Source organism: Sphingomonas metalli, from assembly GCF_014641735.1.
GTDB classification, from domain to species: Bacteria; Pseudomonadota; Alphaproteobacteria; order Sphingomonadales; family Sphingomonadaceae; genus Sphingomonas; species Sphingomonas metalli.
The window spans coordinates 287,741-304,052 of sequence record NZ_BMIH01000003.1 but is presented as its reverse complement, the minus strand read 5'-3'; the positions used below and the strand labels follow the sequence as shown (position 1 = coordinate 304,052).

At 69.5% G+C, this 16,312-nt stretch carries 18 protein-coding genes and 1 tRNA gene; 8 read left to right on the top strand and 11 right to left on the bottom strand.

The genetic code is table 11. The features are described 5' to 3' along the window. Positions 1-30: 30 nt before the first annotated feature. From IEX18_RS11720 to IEX18_RS11690, 7 genes are all read right to left on the bottom strand, one after another. Positions 31-990: an NAD(P)H-dependent flavin oxidoreductase gene (locus tag IEX18_RS11720; RefSeq protein ID WP_188658950.1), complete on the bottom strand. Its 960-nt coding sequence runs from the start codon at positions 988-990 to the stop codon at positions 31-33. Positions 991-1,060: 70 nt separating this feature from the next. After that, positions 1,061-1,136: transfer RNA gene (locus IEX18_RS11715), tRNA-Lys, on the bottom strand. Between the two features lie 112 nt (positions 1,137-1,248). Then, the gene (gene rodA, locus IEX18_RS11710; RefSeq protein WP_188658949.1) at positions 1,249-2,361 is read right to left on the bottom strand and encodes a rod shape-determining protein RodA; all 1,113 of its coding nucleotides are present in this window, start codon (positions 2,359-2,361) and stop codon (positions 1,249-1,251) included. Beyond that, positions 2,358-4,436: a penicillin-binding protein 2 gene (gene mrdA / locus IEX18_RS11705; RefSeq protein ID WP_188658948.1), complete on the bottom strand. Its 2,079-nt coding sequence runs from the start codon at positions 4,434-4,436 to the stop codon at positions 2,358-2,360. Before mrdA ends, rodA begins: the two co-directional genes overlap by 4 nt. After that, positions 4,433-4,945 (bottom strand): rod shape-determining protein MreD, encoded by a 513-nt coding sequence (mreD, locus tag IEX18_RS11700; protein WP_188658947.1) that lies wholly within the window; start codon positions 4,943-4,945, stop codon positions 4,433-4,435. The genes mrdA and mreD overlap by 4 nt, the downstream gene beginning before the upstream one ends. Beyond that, complete coding sequence (locus IEX18_RS11695; RefSeq protein ID WP_188658946.1) at positions 4,942-5,847, bottom strand: rod shape-determining protein MreC; 906 nt, start codon at positions 5,845-5,847, stop codon at positions 4,942-4,944. The genes mreD and IEX18_RS11695 overlap by 4 nt, the downstream gene beginning before the upstream one ends. Before the next feature lie 28 nt (positions 5,848-5,875). After that, positions 5,876-6,916: a rod shape-determining protein gene (locus IEX18_RS11690; protein WP_188658945.1), complete on the bottom strand. Its 1,041-nt coding sequence runs from the start codon at positions 6,914-6,916 to the stop codon at positions 5,876-5,878. Between the two features lie 147 nt (positions 6,917-7,063). On the opposite strand from IEX18_RS11690, the gene mutL reads away from it, so the two are divergent. Continuing rightward, positions 7,064-8,839, top strand: a complete 1,776-nt coding sequence (gene mutL, locus IEX18_RS11685) for a DNA mismatch repair endonuclease MutL (RefSeq protein ID WP_188658944.1) — start codon at positions 7,064-7,066, stop codon at positions 8,837-8,839. Between the two features lie 85 nt (positions 8,840-8,924). Here the strand turns inward: mutL and IEX18_RS11680 are convergent, their stop codons facing one another. From IEX18_RS11680 to rpsF, 4 genes are all read right to left on the bottom strand, one after another. Beyond that, on the bottom strand, positions 8,925-9,296 hold the full coding sequence (locus tag IEX18_RS11680) for a hypothetical protein (protein WP_188658943.1): 372 nt from the start codon (positions 9,294-9,296) through the stop codon (positions 8,925-8,927). 339 nt (positions 9,297-9,635) lie between these two features. Beyond that, on the bottom strand, positions 9,636-10,232 hold the full coding sequence (rplI, locus tag IEX18_RS11675) for a 50S ribosomal protein L9 (RefSeq protein ID WP_188658942.1): 597 nt from the start codon (positions 10,230-10,232) through the stop codon (positions 9,636-9,638). A 12-nt stretch (positions 10,233-10,244) separates the two neighbouring features. Continuing rightward, positions 10,245-10,469 carry a 30S ribosomal protein S18 gene (gene rpsR, locus IEX18_RS11670; protein WP_007403456.1) on the bottom strand — a complete coding sequence of 75 codons (225 nt, stop codon included), beginning with the start codon at positions 10,467-10,469 and terminating at the stop codon, positions 10,245-10,247. Further along, positions 10,469-10,882, bottom strand: a complete 414-nt coding sequence (gene rpsF, locus IEX18_RS11665; protein ID WP_188658941.1) for a 30S ribosomal protein S6 — start codon at positions 10,880-10,882, stop codon at positions 10,469-10,471. The genes rpsR and rpsF overlap by 1 nt, the downstream gene beginning before the upstream one ends. A gap of 215 nt (positions 10,883-11,097) precedes the next feature. Between rpsF and fabD the strand changes: the two genes are divergently transcribed. From fabD to IEX18_RS11630, 7 genes are all read left to right on the top strand, one after another. Next, on the top strand, positions 11,098-12,057 hold the full coding sequence (gene fabD / locus IEX18_RS11660) for an ACP S-malonyltransferase (protein WP_188658940.1): 960 nt from the start codon (positions 11,098-11,100) through the stop codon (positions 12,055-12,057). 37 nt (positions 12,058-12,094) lie between these two features. Beyond that, a complete protein-coding gene (locus IEX18_RS11655; protein WP_188658939.1) occupies positions 12,095-12,523 on the top strand; it encodes a GxxExxY protein in 429 nt (142 codons plus the stop codon). 1 nt (position 12,524) lies between these two features. Next, positions 12,525-13,265, top strand: a complete 741-nt coding sequence (gene fabG / locus IEX18_RS11650; protein ID WP_188658938.1) for a 3-oxoacyl-[acyl-carrier-protein] reductase — start codon at positions 12,525-12,527, stop codon at positions 13,263-13,265. 95 nt (positions 13,266-13,360) lie between these two features. Then, positions 13,361-13,597 carry an acyl carrier protein gene (locus IEX18_RS11645; RefSeq protein ID WP_019515010.1) on the top strand — a complete coding sequence of 79 codons (237 nt, stop codon included), beginning with the start codon at positions 13,361-13,363 and terminating at the stop codon, positions 13,595-13,597. Between the two features lie 162 nt (positions 13,598-13,759). Next, positions 13,760-15,016, top strand: a complete 1,257-nt coding sequence (fabF, locus tag IEX18_RS11640; RefSeq protein ID WP_188658937.1) for a beta-ketoacyl-ACP synthase II — start codon at positions 13,760-13,762, stop codon at positions 15,014-15,016. A 7-nt stretch (positions 15,017-15,023) separates the two neighbouring features. Continuing rightward, on the top strand, positions 15,024-15,989 hold the full coding sequence (gene mltG, locus IEX18_RS11635) for an endolytic transglycosylase MltG (protein ID WP_188658936.1): 966 nt from the start codon (positions 15,024-15,026) through the stop codon (positions 15,987-15,989). A 99-nt stretch (positions 15,990-16,088) separates the two neighbouring features. Then, entirely contained in the window at positions 16,089-16,256 is a 168-nt protein-coding gene (locus tag IEX18_RS11630; RefSeq protein WP_188658935.1) for a hypothetical protein, read from the top strand. Positions 16,257-16,312: the final 56 nt, after the last annotated feature.

Genomic DNA, 16,312 nt, shown 5'->3' with positions numbered 1-16,312 from the left:
GTGTGCGGGGCGTTTGCCGATCGCCGACGCCTATCCCGCGATGCGCGCGAGCGCCGCCCGATATTCCGCGTCCAGCCGGTCGATCCGCGCCGCAACCGGCTCGATCGCCTGCACTGCGCCGATGCCCTGACCCGCGCCCCAGATGTCGCGCCAGGCCTTGGCCTTGCTCCCGTTGCCGCCGCCGAAATTCATCGTCCTGACGTCGCCGGCCGGCAGATTGTCCGGATCGAGCCCGGCCGCCGCGATCGACTGACGCAGGTAATTGCCGTGCACGCCGGTGAAGAGGTCCGAATAGACGATGTCGGCGGCTCGCCCGTCGACGATGCCCTGCTTGTAGTCGGGCGCCGCATTCGCCTCGTCGGTGGCGATGAAGGGCGAGCCGATATAGGCGAAATCCGCGCCCATCGCCCGCGCCGCGAGGATCGCCGCGCCGGTCGCGATCGCGCCCGACAGCGCGAGCGGACCGTCGAACCAGTCGCGGATCTCCTGCACCAGCGCGAAGGGCGACTGGCGTCCGGCATGGCCGCCCGCGCCCGCCGCGACCGCGATCAGCCCGTCTGCGCCCTTCTCCACCGCCTTGCGGGCGAAGCGGTCGTCGATGACGTCGTGGAGCGTGATCCCGCCCCAGCCATGCACCGCCGCGTTGAGATCCTCGCGCGCGCCCAGCGAGGTGATCACGATCGGCACCTGCCATTTGGCGCAGGTCGCCAGATCCGCCTCCAGACGGTCGTTGGAGCGGTGGACGATCTGGTTGACCGCAAAGGGCGCCGCGGGGCGATCCGGATGATCGCGATTATGCGCGGTGAGCTCTTCGGTGATCCGGTGCAGCCACTCGTCGAGCAGCGCGGCCGGCCGCGCGTTGAGCGCGGGGAAGGAGCCGACGATCCCCGCCTTGCATTGGGCGATGACGAGATCGGGGGTGGAGATGATGAAGAGCGGCGAGCCGATGACCGGCAGCCGCAACCGGCCGAGGACGGGAGGTACTGACATGGATGTAACTTGGCCGCCGCGACGGCCTCTGTCCAGCGGCCAGCGGCCGGTCAGGTCTCGCGAGGGAGGATGGTGGACGCACTTGGGCTCGAACCAAGGACCCGCTGATTAAGAGTCAGCTGCTCTACCAACTGAGCTATGCGTCCGTTCCGGCGATCGGGGGCGTCGGCGATGCCGCCCGCCCCGCGTCGGGAGCCGCGCTGTTACCATCGTTCGCGCGGGGCGCAACCCCTTTTTTGGGGAGGCTGCGCTTTTCGCCTACCATTGCGGCCGGCGGCGGTTCTGCCGGTCGATCGCCATCAGGATGCCGAGGCACAGCAACACGGTCATCTGCGCCGAGCCGCCGTTGCTGAACAGCGGCAGCGGAATGCCGACGACCGGCGCCAGGCCCATCACCATGGAAAGGTTGATCGCGACGTAGAAGAAGATCGTCATCGACAGCCCCGCCGCGGTCAGCTTGGCGAAGCGGCTGTTGGCGCGCTGGCCGACATCGATGCCCCAGCGGATCACCAGCAGGAAGGCGGCGATCAGCAGCACGCCGCCGACCAGCCCCCATTCCTCGGCCATCGTCGCGAAGGCGAAGTCGGTATGTCCCTCCGGTAGATAGTCGAGATGGCTCTGCGTGCCGTTGAGGAAGCCCTTGCCCCAGATCCCGCCCGAGCCGATCGCGATCTTCGACTGGCTGATATGATAGCCGGTGCCGAGCGGATCGCTTTCGGGATCGAGGAAGATCAGGATCCGGTTGCGCTGATAGTCGTGGAGCAGGAAATTGACCGCCAGCGGCGCGGCCACCGCCAGTCCCAGCGCGCCGCCGATGAACAGCCGCAGCGGCACCCCGGCCAGGAACATCACCGTCGCCCCGCCCGCGCAGATCATCAGGGCGGTGCCGAGGTCGGGCTGGAGCATGACGAAGGCCGCCGGCAAGCCGATCAGCACCGCCGCCGGCCACACCGCGCCGAAGGTGCGCGTCTCGCCAGAGGGCAGCATCTCGTAGAAGCGCGCCACCGCCAGCACGATCGCCAGCTTCATCAGCTCCGAGGGTTGCAGGCGGAAGCCGAAGCCGAGGTTGAGCCAGCGCTGGCTGCCGCCCGAGACATGGCCGAGCAGCTCGACGCCGATCAGCATCAGGAGCAGGACGGCATAGGCGGGCATGGCGCCGTGGCGCAGCCAGTCCTCCGGCACGCGCGAGACGATGATGGCACCCGTCAGGAAGACGCAGAAGCGGATGCCCTGCGGAAGCGCCCAGGGCATCATGCTGCCGCCCGCCGCCGAATAGAGCATCAGCAGCCCGAAGCCGTTGATCGCGGCGACCAGCAGCAGGATGCGCCAGGGCAATTGCGCCAGCGGTTCGGGGATCAGGCGCGTCGTCATGGCGTGCGTTCCGTCGTGCCTTGTCCAGCAGGCGTGTCGGCGGGGGGCGCCTCCGCCAGCGCGGCCTGGGTCTGGTTGGCTGCCGCGGTGGCCTGCTCGACGGCGGGCGCATCGGACGGCACAGTGGCGTCGGTCTTGGTCGCGGCGGCGGCCGGGGCGGGGGCGTGGGCGGCGCGATAGACGGCAGCCTCGGCGGCCATGCGGGTGGCGATGTCGCCGCCCCAGGTCGGCTCCACCTCGGCCAGGCTGGCGATCGCGCGGTCGCGGTCGAGCAGCCAGGTCATGATATCGCGCCCGATCATCGGCGTGTCGAGATTGCGGACGGTATGGCCGTTATGCTCGAGCACGATCCCCGCGGCGTAGCGCGGGTTTTCATAGGGCGCGAAGCAGACGAACAGCGCGTGGTCGCGCAGCTTGAAGGGCAGCTGGCCGTTCTTCAGCACGCCGCCGCGACGCTCCGCCATGGTGATGCGGCGGACCTGCGCGGTGCCGGTCTTCGCGGCGATGCTCATGCCCGGAACGAGCAGCCGCGCGGCGGCGCCGGTGCCGCCGCCATTGACCACCGCCCACATCGATTCGCGGACATGGTCGAGCTGCTCCGGCTGGAACGGCAGGTCGGGTGCGTCGCGATGGACCCGGTCGGCGAGGATGCTGGGCTGGAGCGCCCGGCCCGACGCGATCCGCGCCGCCATCACCGCCAACTGGAGCGGATTGGCCAGCACATAGCCCTGTCCGATCGACGCGTTGAGTCCGTCCGCGACCGTCCAGCGATCCTTGTACTTGCGCGCCTTCCACGCGCTGTCGGGCACGGTGCCGAAGCGCTGGGTGGAAAAGGGCAGCTCGAATTTCTGGCCCAGCCCCAGCTCGCGCGCGACCGGCGCGATGCGGTCATAGCCCATGCGGCGGATCATCTCGTAGAAATAGATGTCGCAGGACTGGGCCACCGCGGTCTTCATGTCGACCGGCCCGTGGCCGCCGCGCTTGTGGCAATGGAACACGCCGGTGCCGACGCGCAGGGCGCCGCTGCACTGGACGCGATCGGTCGGACTGACGCCCGCCGCCATCAGCGCGAGCGTGTTCATCGGCTTGACGGTGGAGCCGGGCGGATAGAGGCCCTGCGTCACCTTGTTCATCAGCGGGACGTGGTCGTCGTCCGACAGCATCTGCCATTCCCAATGGCTGATCCCGTCGGAGAAGCTGTTGGGGTCGTAGGCCGGCATCGACACCATGCACAGCAGTTCGCCGGTGCGGCAGTCGATCACCACCGCGGAACCGGAATTGGTACCGAGGCGGCGCGCGGCATATTCCTGCAGCCCCGCATCGATCGTCAGCCGCGCGGTACGGCCGGGCACGTCGGGGCGGGTGGCGAGCTCGGCGACCAGCTTGCCGCGCGCGGTCACCTCGACCCGCTTGGCGCCCGCCTGACCGCGCAGCCGCTGTTCGAGCGTCTTCTCCAGCCCGTCCTTGCCCAGCTTGAAGCCGGGCGTGACCAGCAGCGGATCGCGCGTGGCCTTGAACTGTTCGGCGGTGGGCGCGCCGACATAGCCGGTCAGGTGCGCGACCGCCGCGCCGGCGGGATAGTGGCGCGCGAAGCCGCGCGTCGGCTGCACCCCCGGCAGCTCGGGCAGGCGGACGCTGACCGCGGCGAACCGCTCCCAGTCCAGATTTTCCGCGACCTGCACCGGCTGGAAGCCCGCGGCGCGATCGAGATCGACGCGCACCCGCTCCAGCTCCTCGGCAGGAAGGCGCAGGATCTCGCCGAGCAGCTTGAGCACGCGATCCTTGTCGGCGAGCCGGTCGGGAATGATGTCGACGCGAAAGTCGGTGCGATTGCTCGCGATCGGCGCGCCGTGGCGATCGACGATCCAGCCGCGCCGCGGCGGGATCAGCGTCGCGTTCACCCGGTTGCTCTCGGCGAGCAGGCTGTAGCGCTCGTTCTGCGCGACCGACAGCCACGCCATGCGCGCGCCGAGCAGCGTGCCGACGCCGACCGTGCCCGCGCCGAGCAGCCAGGCGCGACGCGAGAAGCTGTAGGACTGCATCGCCGGCGTGACGATCTTGGGCTGGCGCTTCATGCCGCGCCCCGCTTGCGGTCGATCCACGCGACGAGCCGGGTCGACACGGGGAAGAGGAGGATGGTCGCCGCCGCCTGCGCCAGCAACGCTCCGTCGACGCGCGCGCCGACCGGCAGCGCGAGCACGCGGCCGACCGCGAGGCAGAAGACGATCGCGCCGCTGGCGATCAGCCAGTCCTGCCAGAAGTCGCGGAACACCATGCGGCGCTCGACCAGCTCGATGCCGATGAAGCAGAGCGACCAGAGCAGCACCGCCGAGCCGAGCGGCTGGCCGCTGACCAGATCGTCGGCGAAGCCGAGCGGCGCCGCCGCCCAGGGGCGCAGCGCGAAGCGGGCGAGGAGCCGCCACGTCAGCAGCATCAGCAGCCCGAAGGGCGGCAGGATCGGCACGCTCGCGACGATCGGAATGGCGGTCAGCAACGATCCCGCGAGCACGCTGGCCCAGGGCAAGGCCCGCGCGCGGCCGGGCGGCAACGCGGGCGCGAAGGGATCGGGATCGGCGGGGCTCATGGCGCCTCGGCGGGCGCCGGCGCTGCCGTGGTCGGCGCCGCCGCCGGCACGGCGGGCGGCAGCGGCATATAGGCCTTCTCGACCAGGGCATAGTCGAGCGAATCGGGCTGGGCGAAAAGGCGGCCGACGGCGCTGTCCAGCGCATCGGCGGTCACGCGGGCGACCGGCATGTCGGGCGCGTAGAGCCCCCCGGTCCCGGAGGTGACGAAGACGTCGCCGCTGCGGAACCGCACGTTGGTGGCGTTGACCGAGCGGATGTCGACCGCTCCGTCCGCGCGGCCCACCGCGATCGCGGGCAGGCCGTCGCGGGCGCGGCGGACGGGCACGATGCTGGCGGGATCGGTCAGGAGCAGGATGCGTGCGGCATTGGGTCCGGCTTCCACCACCCGCCCGACCAGCCCTTCCGGTCCGCGGACGGGCATGCCGGGCTCGACCCCGTGCATGCGGCCGGCGTCCAGCAGGGCGAAGCGGCGGCCGCTCGACGCGCTCGAGCTGACGAGGCGCGCGGTGACCACGGGGTCGGCGGCGTGATCGCGCAGCGCCAGCAGCGTCCGCAGCCGATTGTTCTCATAGGCGATCGACCGCGCCCGCATCAGCAGCGGGCGGGCGGCGGCGAGGTCGCGCCTCATCGCGGCATTCTCGGCATGGGCGAAGACCCAGCCGTTGATCGCCTCCGGCACCGCGGACACCAGGTCCCGGCCGCTCGTCAGCGCCGAGGAGACCGGCACGGTCACTCCCGCCGCCGCCATGCGGAAGGCGGCGAACAGCGGCGGATTGAACAGGCTGGCGACGAGCAGCACGGCCCCGACCACCGCCCCCGCGACCGCGAGGACGTAGCCGAAGAACAGTCCATATTGCCGTCGCCGCGAGAAGCCTGCGCGGCGGTCGCGAGCAGGCGCCATGCGCCGCTACCCCCTGCCGCTCGAGAGATCAGCCGTTCTGAAGGACGCCGCGGAACATCGGATCCTCCAGCGCGCGTCCGGTGCCCAGCGCCACGCAGGTCAGCGGATCCTCGGCCACCGTCACCGGCAGCCCGGTCTCGTCGCGCAGCACCTCGTCGAGGCCCTGGAGCAGCGCGCCGCCGCCGGTCAGCACGATGCCCTGGTCGACGATGTCGGCGGCGAGTTCGGGCGCGGTGTTCTCCAGCGCGACGCGGACGCCCTCGACGATCGTCGCCACCGGTTCCGACAGCGCCTCGGCGACCTGGCCCTGGTTGATCTGGATCTCCTTGGGCACGCCATTGACGAGGTCGCGGCCCTTGATGTGGATGACCGCGCCGATGCCGTCGACCGGCGGCTTGGCGCAGCCCACCTCCTGCTTGATCCGCTCGGCCGTCGCTTCGCCGATCAGCAGATTGTGGTTGCGGCGGACATAGCTGACGATCGCCTCGTCCATCTTGTCGCCGCCGACGCGGACGCTGGTGGTATAGGCCAGGCCGCGCAGCGACAGCACCGCGACCTCGGTCGTGCCGCCGCCGATATCGACCACCATGCTGCCGATCGGCTCGGTCACGGGCATGTCGGCGCCGATCGCGGCGGCCATCGGCTCCTCGATCAGGAAGACCTGGCTGGCGCCCGCGTTGGAGGCGGCGTCGCGGATCGCGCGACGCTCCACCTTGGTCGAGCCCGACGGCACGCAGATCACGATCTCGGGCCAGCGCGCGAAGCGGCGCGGACCGTGCACCTTCTGGATGAAGTGCTTGATCATCTGCTCCGCGACATCGATGTCGGCGATCACGCCGTCGCGCAGCGGCCGGATCGCCTCGATCGAACCGGGGGTCTTGCCCATCATCAGCTTGGCGTCGTCGCCGACCGCCTTCACCCGCTTCTGCCCGTTGATCGTCTCGACGGCGACGACCGACGGCTCGTTGAGCACGATGCCGCGGCCGCGGACATAGACCACCGTATTCGCTGTACCGAGGTCGATCGCCATGTCGTGGGACATGAATTTGAAGAAGCGGGGCAGGGGCATCGGGCTCCAGGTCCAATCAGCGCCGCCGGCGGGGAGCCGGCGACCGGTCGCAGGTCATCTCGCGGAGCACCCACATGCTCATGAGCGGCCGGTGGTTCATGGTTAGCGGGGTCGCGGGACGGCTCGGCTTGGTCTACAGCAACCGGCGTGTCAATACGCCGTCTCCCATCGAATCTGGTCAATCGTATCGCTGCCGGTGAAGTGGTCGAAAGGCCCGCCAGCGCGTTGAAGGAACTTGTCGAGAACGCCCTCGATGCGGGCGCCTTGCGCGTCGCCGTGACCCTGGCCGAGGGCGGACTGGCGCGGATCGAGGTCAGCGACGACGGCTGCGGGATGACGCCGGACGAGATGGCGCTGGCGCTGGAGCGGCACTGCACCTCCAAGCTGCCCGAGAGCCTGGTCGGCGAGGAGGGGGCGATCGAGGCGGTGACGACGCTGGGCTTTCGCGGCGAGGCGCTGCCTTCGATCGCCAGCGTCGCGCGGCTGACGGTGGAGAGCCGCCCGCGCGGCCGTGACGGCTGGCGGCGCACGGTCGACAACGGCGCGCTCGCAAGCGAGGGTCCGGCCGCACTGCCGCCGGGAACGCGGGTGGTGATGGAGGAGCTGTTCGCGCGCGTGCCTGCCCGCCGCAAGTTCCTGCGCAGCCCACGCGCCGAATATGGCGCCTGCCTCGACGCGGTGCGGCGGCTGGCGATGGCGCGGCCGGACGTGGGCTTCACCCTGGAGCATGACGGCCGCCGGGTCCTCTCGGTGCCGCCGGGGCAGGACCGGCCGGCGCGGGTCGCGGCGCTCACCGACCGGGGCCTCGCCGACAATGCGGTCGCGATCGACTGGGTCCGCGAGGACATGGTGCTGGGCGGCGTGGCCGGTCTGCCGACCTTTCACCGCGGCGTGGCGGATCACCAATATCTGTTCGTCAACGGTCGTCCGGTCCGCGATCGCCTGCTGATCGGCGCGATCCGCGGGGCCTATGCGGAGATGATGCCGCGCGACCGCCACGCAGTGGTCGCGCTGTTCCTCGACCTGCCGCCGCGCGACGTCGACGTGAACGTCCACCCGGCCAAGACCGAGGTCCGCTTTCGCGACCCGGCGCTGGTGCGCGGGCTGATCGTCTCGGGGCTGCGTCGCGCGCTCGATGCGGCCGGGCACCGCGTCGTCCAGCGCCCGGCAGAGGACGCGCTGGCACGCTGGCAGGCGGAACCGGTCGCCGCGCTGGCGGGGCCGCAGGGCTGGCCCGTCGCATCGCCGTCGACCTCTCTGTTCGACCGCAGCCCGGGCTTCGTCGCGCCGCCGCCTCAGGCCCGCGCCGAACCGGCCTGGAATCCGCCGCCTGCTTCCCTCGTGCACCCGTTGGGCGTCGCGCGCGGGCAGGTGGCGAAGACCTATGTCGTCGCCGAAGCGACGGACGGGCTGGTGATCGTCGACCAGCATGCGGCGCACGAGCGGCTGGTGCTCGAGCGGATGCGCGCGGCCCTGGCCGGCGGGCGGATCGCCGCGCAGGCGCTGCTGCTGCCGGAGGTGGTCGAACTCGACGAGCCGGCCTGCGACCGGCTGGAAGCCCGGCTGGACGAACTCGCCGAGTTCGGGCTGGAGCTGGAGCGGTTCGGACCCCGCGCGATGCTGGTGCGGGCGACACCGGCGCTGCTGGGCCAGGCCGATCCCCGTGGCCTGGTCGCGGACCTTGCCGACGAACTTGCCGCCTTCGACGAGGCCTTGTCGCTGAAAGAGCGGCTCGACCATGTCGCGGCCACCATGGCGTGCCACGGTTCCGTTCGCGCCGGCCGCATTCTCTCGGTCGCCGAGATGAATGCGCTGCTCCGCGAGATGGAGGCGACACCGCATTCCGGCCAGTGCAACCATGGTCGCCCGACCTGGGTGAAGCTCGCACATGGCGACATCGAACGCCTGTTCGGGCGTCGCTAGAGACTGATTTGATCGGTCGGGATCGTCGCCCGGCGGAGGCTGGCGCCTCGGCAAGTCAGGTCGGCAGAAGCGGAAACCGTGGCCGCTACGCGGCGGTTTCCGCTTCGGGATCGCTGAGCAGCCAGTCCTCCGCCTCGGCGACGCTGCGGAAGACCCTGACGCCCGGACCGTCAACGGCGCGCATCGCCTGGATGCGGGTCAGCGTGTGCGGGACGACCACCGCAAGGCGCCGCGGCCTGTAGCGCGGATCGCCCACGACCCGGGTAAAGGCGGCGACGACGTCCTGCGTCTGGATGTCGAGCCCGGTAACGTCGGCGAGCGTGAGATGCTGGCCGATCGGGCATCGCAGGCGTGACACGTGGAGGACGCGTGCGGCTTCATATGCCGCGACATCGTCCACCGTAAAGAAGCCGGACAGCGTGATCCGCAGCAGGCCACGATCAGGATCGCATGTCATGATGCAGGAAGCCGGTGACATAGCAGCCGTCGTGTAGGCAGCAACTACTTACCTGCCTGTTAAGGCTGCCGGGCCGTGTCGTTCATCCTTATGAAACAAAAGTCACGTCTTGCGCATTCTGTTTCCGTCATACGGGTCTCCCACCCAAGAGGACGGCGATGAAACAGATATTTCCAGTGATGCTTGCCCTCATCCCGCTGGCGGCGGTGATCGGGGCGTGCGTCACCTGTCCCTGACACAACTGGATCCATTTCCCACCGCACTGGATCACGAAAAAGGCCGCCCGGAGAATGCTCCGGGCGGCCTTCTTGTTCGTGCCGGATCGATCCGACGCGGGGCTCAGCCCTGCGCCGCCTCGTCCTGCTCCGGCCGCGCCTCGGCGGTCGCGCCCGGCTCGGCGTTCGGATCATAGACCTCGGTGAAGCCGGCCTCGTCGCGCTCGAACATCGACGCCATCACGTCGACGCCCTGCGACTGCATCTCGGCCTCTTCCGGCGAGCGGGCGACGTTGACCTTGACGGTCACCGACACTTCCGGGTGCAGCGCCACGCGGACCTCGTACAGGCCGATCGCCTTGATCGGCTTGTCGAGGACGACCTGCGACTTGGTCACGTGGTGACCGTCGGCGTTCAGCGCCTCGACCAGATCGCGCACCGCGACCGAGCCGTAGAGCTGGCCGGTGTTCGAAGCCTGGCGGATCAGCGTCACCGCCGCATCCTTGAAGCTGCCGGCGTCCTTCTCGGCCTCGGTGCGACGGGTCGCATTGTCGGCCTCGATCCGGGCGCGGTTGGCCTCGAAGACCTTCCGGTTCGCCTCGTTGGCGCGCAGCGCCTTCTTGCGCGGCAGCAGGAAGTTGCGGGCGAACCCGTCCTTCACCTTCACCACGTCGCCGATGGCGCCGAGCTTCTCGACGCGCTCAAGCAGAATGACGTCCATCTGCTCTTCTCCTTATTTCACGACGTAGGGCAGCAGGCCCAGATGACGGGCGCGCTTGATCGCCTGGGCGAGCTCGCGCTGCTTCTTGGCGCTCACCGAGGTGATGCGCGACGGGACGATCTTGCCACGCTCGGACACGAAGCCCTGCAGCAGGCGGACGTCCTTATAGTCGATCCGCGGCGCATCCTTGGCGCTGAACGGGCACGACTTGCGGCGGCGGAAAAACGGACGCGCCATTATGCGGCCTCCTCTTCACGGTCACGACGGGGCGCACGCTCGGGGCGGTCGCCCCGGTCGCCGCGCTCGCCACGGCGCTCGCGGTCGCGCTCCTGCTTGCGCATCATCGCCGACGGGCCCTGCTCCAGCGCATCGACGCGCACGGTCATGTAGCGGATCACGTCTTCGTTGATCGCGGTCTGGCGCTCCAGCTCGGCGACCACGCCGGCGGGCGCGTCGATCTCGAGCATCACGTAATGCGCCTTGCGGTTCTTGGCGATGCGATACGCCAGCGACCTGAGGCCCCAGGTCTCGGTTTTCACGACCTTGCCCTGATTGTCCTCGACGATCTTGGTGGCGGCTTCCGCCAGCGCGTCCACCTGCGCCTGTGCCAGATCCTGGCGCGCAAGGAACACGTGCTCGTAAAGAGCCATGCAGCTTACCTTATGTTGGCCGATCGCTGACGCCCGCCCCATGCGGTACGCCCCTCCGGCTGTCGTCCACTCCGATGCAGCGGGCGCACGGCCCGGTCGCAGCGGAACGCGCGCCTTAGCGATATGGCCGGAAAAGGCAAGCTCGGCCTTATCCGCTTGTCTTGGCGGGCGGGCGGCAATAGGCCGCGCCACCTGTTTGCAAAGAGGAACACCGCATGCGCGCCTTCATCTTTCCCGGCCAGGGCAGCCAGTCGGTCGGCATGGGCCGGGCGCTCGCCGATGCCAGCGCGGCGGCGCGCGAGGTGTTCGGCGAGGTGGACGAGGCGCTGGGCCAGAACCTGTACCGCCTGATGACCGAAGGCCCGGCCGACGAGCTGACGCTGACCGAGAATGCCCAGCCGGCGATCATGGCCAATGCGATCGCGACGCTGGCGGTGCTGGAGAAGGAAGGCGGCGTCCGGCTGGCCGACAAGGCCGACTTCGTCGCCGGCCACTCGCTGGGCGAGTACAGCGCGCTGAAGGCGGCACAGACGTTCGACCTGCCGACGACCGCACGGCTGCTGAAGCTGCGCGGACAGGCGATGCAGGCGGCGGTGCCGGTGGGCGAGGGCGCCATGGCGGCGCTGCTCGGCGCCGACCTCGCCAAGGCGCAGACGATCGCGGGGGCCGCAGTCGATGCGATCCTGGCGGAGGGCGGCGAGGAGCTGGTCTGCGCCGTCGCCAACGACAATGATCCCTCGCAGGTCGTCATCTCGGGCCACCGTGTCGCGGTCGAGCGGGCGGTGGCGCTGGCCAAGGAGCTGGGCGCGAAGCGCGCGGTGCTGCTGCCGGTGTCGGCCCCCTTCCACTGCCCGCTGATGGCCGATGCCGCGACCGCGATGGAGGCGGCCCTGCTCGACGCGACCCTGTCGGCGCCGCTGGTGCCGGTCTACGCCAATGTCGACGCCGCGCCGATCGCGGATCCCGGCGCGATCCGGAACGCGCTGGTCCGGCAGGTGACGGGCATGGTCCGCTGGCGCGAATCGGTATCGGCGATGGTCGAGGCGGGCGTGACCGAGTTCGTCGAGTTCGGCGGCAAGGTCCTCGCCCCCATGGTCAAGCGCATCGCCCCGGATGCCGAGGCGGTGAGCGTGGTGACGATGGACGATATCGAGGTGGTGCTCGCGAAGTTGTAATCGGCTCGCGAAGGCGCGAAGGCGCGAAGGCGCGAAGATGTTTGACCTCGAGGCCGCCGCATCCGACGCCATCAACGTCGCCATGCGGTTGCATCGCGATCTCGGCGCCGGGCTGCTCGAAAGCGTCTACGAAGTGGTGATGGCGGCAAAGCTGACCGAGATGGGCTATAAGGTCGAGCGCCAGCGTCCGGTCGCCATCGAATTTGAGGGCCTTCGGTTCGACGCTGCGTTTCGCGTTGATCTCGTCGTCGGCGATCGCTTGCTGATCGAGCTCAAATCTGTCGAACGGCTCAATGCCGCTCACGCCAAACAATTGCTGACCTATCTCAAGCTGACTCGCCAGCCGCTCGGTCTTCTGATCAACTTCGGCGGCGAGACGCTGAAGGAGGGGCTCAAGCGGATCGTCAGCGGCTATACCCCCTTAGCGCCTTCGCGCCTTCGCGTGAACCAACTCCACGGAGACTGACATGTTCGACCTTACAGGAATGACCGCCCTCGTCACCGGAGCGTCCGGCGGGATCGGGTCGGCGATCGCGCGGGCGCTGGCGGGGCAGGGGGCGCGGCTGGCGGTGTCGGGGTCGAATGCGGCCAAGCTGGAGGATTTCCGCAGTCAGCTGGGCGGCGAGCATGTCGCGCTGACCTGCGACCTGTCGGACGGCGCCGCGGTCGATGCGCTGGTGCCGCAGGCGGTCGAGGCGCTGGGCGGGCGGATCGATATCCTCGTCAACAATGCCGGCGTCACCCGCGACAATCTGGCGATGCGGATGAAGGACGAGGAGTGGGACCAGGTGATCCGCGTCAACCTTGAGGCCGCCTTCCGCCTGATGCGTGCCGCGGCGCGGCCGATGATGAAGGCGCGGTTCGGACGCATCGTCTCGATCACCTCGGTGGTCGGGCAGACCGGAAATCCGGGCCAGGCCAATTACGCCGCGTCCAAGGCGGGGCTGGTCGGCATGTCCAAGGCGCTGGCGCAGGAGCTGGCGAGCCGCGGGATCACCGTCAACTGCGTCGCCCCCGGCTTCATCCGCTCGGCGATGACCGACGTGCTGCCGGAGGTGCAGAAGGCCGCGCTCACCCAGCGCATTCCGGCCGGCGACCTCGGCACGGGCGAGGATATCGGCGCGGCGGTGGCGTATCTCGTCAGCCGCGAGGCGGGCTACGTCACCGGCCAGACCATCCATGTCAACGGCGGCATGGCGATGGTGTGAGGCGATTGCGGGCTCAACTGCCCGCTTGCCACGTGAACGCCCCCGTTCTACGGGCGTTCAGGATTATCGATTTCTCGTTAAGAAGAGGGACTACCATGAGCGAGACCGCCGACCGCGTGAAGAAGATCGTCGTCGAGCATCTCGGCGTCGAGGCCGACAAGGTGACCGAGGACGCGAGCTTCATCGACGATCTGGGTGCAGACAGCCTCGACATCGTCGAGCTGGTCATGGCGTTCGAGGAAGAGTTCGGGGTCGAGATCCCCGACGATGCCGCCGAGAAGATCACGACCGTGAAGGACGCGATCACCTATATCGACGAGCACAAGGGCTAAGCCCATCCGCCTTCAGGCCGGATTTGAACGGCTCCCCGTCCCCGGCTAGAGGGCGGGGAGCCGTTTTCGTATCAGTCAGCCCGTCCCCCGCGCGATGCGGGGCCGCGCCGCACCGCCCCGATCGGGGCCGCCGCAGCGGATGACGGGGAGAGGAAGAAGAATATGCGTCGCGTCGTCATCACCGGACTTGGCCTCGTCACCCCGCTGGGCGCGGACGTGGAGACCGCCTGGGCGAACCTGCTGTCCTCCAAGTCCGGCGCCGGACCGATCACCCGCTTCGACGCCTCCGACCAGAAGTGCCGCATCGCCTGCGAGGTGAAGCCGAAGGACCATGAATATGGCTTCGACCCCGACAAGCGGGTCGACCACAAGGTGCAGCGGCAGGTCGACCCCTTCATCGTCTACGGCATCGACGCCGCGGGACAGGCGCTGGAGGATGCCGGGCTGACCGAGATGGACGAGGCGACGCGGCTGCGCGCCGGCGTGTCGATCGGATCGGGCATCGGCGGCCTGCCGGGGATCGAGATCGAATCGGTCAATCTGCACGAGCGCGGGCCCGGCCGGGTCAGCCCGCACTTCGTCCATGGCCGCCTCATCAACCTGATCTCGGGCCAGGTCTCGATCAAATACGGCCTGATGGGCCCGAACCATGCCGTCGTCACCGCCTGTTCGACCGGTGCTCATTCGATCGGCGACGCGGCGCGGATGATCAAGGACGACGATGCCGATATCATGCTGGCGGGCGGGGCCGAGAGCACGGTCAATCCGCTCGGCGTCGCCGGCTTCGCCCAGGCGCGCGCGCTCAACATGAGCATGAACGACCGCCCGACCGAGGCGAGCCGCCCCTATGACAAGGATCGCGACGGCTTCGTGATGGGCGAGGGCGCCGGCGTCGTCGTTCTCGAGGAATATGAGCACGCCAAGGCGCGCGGCGCGAAGATCTATGCCGAGGTCGTCGGCTACGGCCTGTCGGGCGACGCCTATCACGTCACCGCGCCCCATCCGGAGGGCAAGGGGGCCGAGAACGCGATGCGGATGGCGCTGCGCAAGGCGGGGATGGAGCCGGGCGACATCGACTATATCAACGCGCACGGCACCTCGACCATGGCCGACACGATCGAGCTCGCCGCGGCGAAGCGCGTCTTCGGCGACGACCTGTCGGGTGCCTCGATGTCGAGCACCAAGTCGGCGATCGGCCATCTGCTGGGCGGCGCGGGCGCAGTGGAGAGCATCTTCTGCATCCTGGCGCTGCGCGACCAGATCGTCCCGCCGACGCTCAACCTCGACAATCCCGACGAGGGCACCGAAGGCGTCGACCTGGTGCCGCATGTCGCGAAGAAGCGGCAGGTGCGCGCGGTGTTGAACAACAGCTTCGGCTTCGGCGGCACCAACGCCTCGCTCGTCATGAAGGCGATCTGATCCGTCCATGCGCAAGCTCGGCTGCCTCGTTCTCCTGATCGCCGCAGCCGTGCTGGCGGCGATCGTCGGCGCCAATATGTGGGCGGGCGCCGGACCGGCGGAGCGGCCCGTGGCGGTCGTCGTGCCGCAGGGCGCCGGCCTCGCCCGCACCGCGACCGAGCTGGAGAAGGCGGGGGCGATCCGCTCCGCCTCGCGCTTCCGACTGCTCGCACGCGTGTTCGGCGGGGGCGGGTCGATCAAGGCGGGCGAATACGAGATCCCCGCCGGCGCGAGCGCGAAGGAGATCGTCGGCCTGCTCGAATCGGGCAAGGTACGCCAGCGGATCGTCGTGGTGGCGGAAGGCCTGCCGTCGGTCATGGTCCACGACGCGCTCATGCGCGCGGACGGGCTGAGCGGCGGCGTCGCCGTGCCGGCCGAAGGCTCGGTGCTGCCCGACGGCTATGCCTATCAGCGTGGCGACACGCGGGCGCAGGTGCTGGCGCGCATGCAGGCGGCGATGCGCGACTATGTCGCCGCGGCCTGGCCGAAGCGAGCCCAGAACATCGCCGTGAAGACCCCGCAGGAGGCGGTGGTCCTCGCCTCGGTCGTCGAGAAGGAGACGGGCAAGCCCGGCGAGCGGACCACGGTCGCCGCGGTCTATGGCAACCGGCTGCGGCTCGGCATGCCGCTGCAGGCGGATCCCACCGTCATCTATCCGATCACCAGGGGCCGTCCGCTCGGCCGCCGCATCCGCCAGTCGGAGCTGCACGCGAAGAACGGCTACAACACCTATGCCAGCGCCGGACTGCCGGTCGGCCCGATCGCCAATCCCGGCCGCGCCTCGATCGATGCGGTGCTCCATCCGGCGAACAGCTCCGCCCTCTATTTCGTGGCGGACGGGACGGGCGGGCATGTGTTCGCCGACACGCTGGAACAGCATAATCGCAACGTGGCCAAATGGTACGCCATCCGCCGCGCCCGCGGAGAGATGTAGGGCCGTCCCAATCTTGCGACAAAGCGGCAATCCGGTCGCAACATCCGGCGCCTAGCGACCGTGCGGCAGGGAAGGGCCGAACCGCCGGAGCGCCGCATCATGTGTCACGACAGCTTTGCCTATGCCGCCCGTCGATCGCAGCAGGAGGCGGTGGCAGCGATCAACGCGACCGAGTGGCGGGCCGCACGGGCGCACGCCAAGCTCGCCGTCCTCCATGCCGCGCGCGCCGTCTCGCTGGCCCGTTCGGCCGAATCATCGGAGCGGTAGCGAGAGTGGGATGACCCGCGGTCGACTTGTTCGTGCCGGGCGGAATCGAAGCATGG

Coding starts and splice junctions, on each gene's coding strand:
- IEX18_RS11720 (WP_188658950.1), bottom strand. CDS start 990: ATGTCAGTACCTCCCGTCCTCGGCCGGTTGCGGCTGCCGGTCATCGGC.
- rodA (WP_188658949.1), bottom strand. CDS start 2,361: ATGACGACGCGCCTGATCCCCGAACCGCTGGCGCAATTGCCCTGGCGC.
- mrdA (WP_188658948.1), bottom strand. CDS start 4,436: ATGAAGCGCCAGCCCAAGATCGTCACGCCGGCGATGCAGTCCTACAGC.
- mreD (WP_188658947.1), bottom strand. CDS start 4,945: ATGAGCCCCGCCGATCCCGATCCCTTCGCGCCCGCGTTGCCGCCCGGC.
- IEX18_RS11695 (WP_188658946.1), bottom strand. CDS start 5,847: ATGGCGCCTGCTCGCGACCGCCGCGCAGGCTTCTCGCGGCGACGGCAA.
- IEX18_RS11690 (WP_188658945.1), bottom strand. CDS start 6,916: ATGCCCCTGCCCCGCTTCTTCAAATTCATGTCCCACGACATGGCGATC.
- IEX18_RS11680 (WP_188658943.1), bottom strand. CDS start 9,296: ATGACATGCGATCCTGATCGTGGCCTGCTGCGGATCACGCTGTCCGGC.
- rplI (WP_188658942.1), bottom strand. CDS start 10,232: ATGGACGTCATTCTGCTTGAGCGCGTCGAGAAGCTCGGCGCCATCGGC.
- rpsR (WP_007403456.1), bottom strand. CDS start 10,469: ATGGCGCGTCCGTTTTTCCGCCGCCGCAAGTCGTGCCCGTTCAGCGCC.
- rpsF (WP_188658941.1), bottom strand. CDS start 10,882: ATGGCTCTTTACGAGCACGTGTTCCTTGCGCGCCAGGATCTGGCACAG.
- fabD (WP_188658940.1), top strand. CDS start 11,098: ATGCGCGCCTTCATCTTTCCCGGCCAGGGCAGCCAGTCGGTCGGCATG.
- IEX18_RS11655 (WP_188658939.1), top strand. CDS start 12,095: ATGTTTGACCTCGAGGCCGCCGCATCCGACGCCATCAACGTCGCCATG.
- fabG (WP_188658938.1), top strand. CDS start 12,525: ATGTTCGACCTTACAGGAATGACCGCCCTCGTCACCGGAGCGTCCGGC.
- IEX18_RS11645 (WP_019515010.1), top strand. CDS start 13,361: ATGAGCGAGACCGCCGACCGCGTGAAGAAGATCGTCGTCGAGCATCTC.
- fabF (WP_188658937.1), top strand. CDS start 13,760: ATGCGTCGCGTCGTCATCACCGGACTTGGCCTCGTCACCCCGCTGGGC.
- mltG (WP_188658936.1), top strand. CDS start 15,024: ATGCGCAAGCTCGGCTGCCTCGTTCTCCTGATCGCCGCAGCCGTGCTG.
- IEX18_RS11630 (WP_188658935.1), top strand. CDS start 16,089: ATGTGTCACGACAGCTTTGCCTATGCCGCCCGTCGATCGCAGCAGGAG.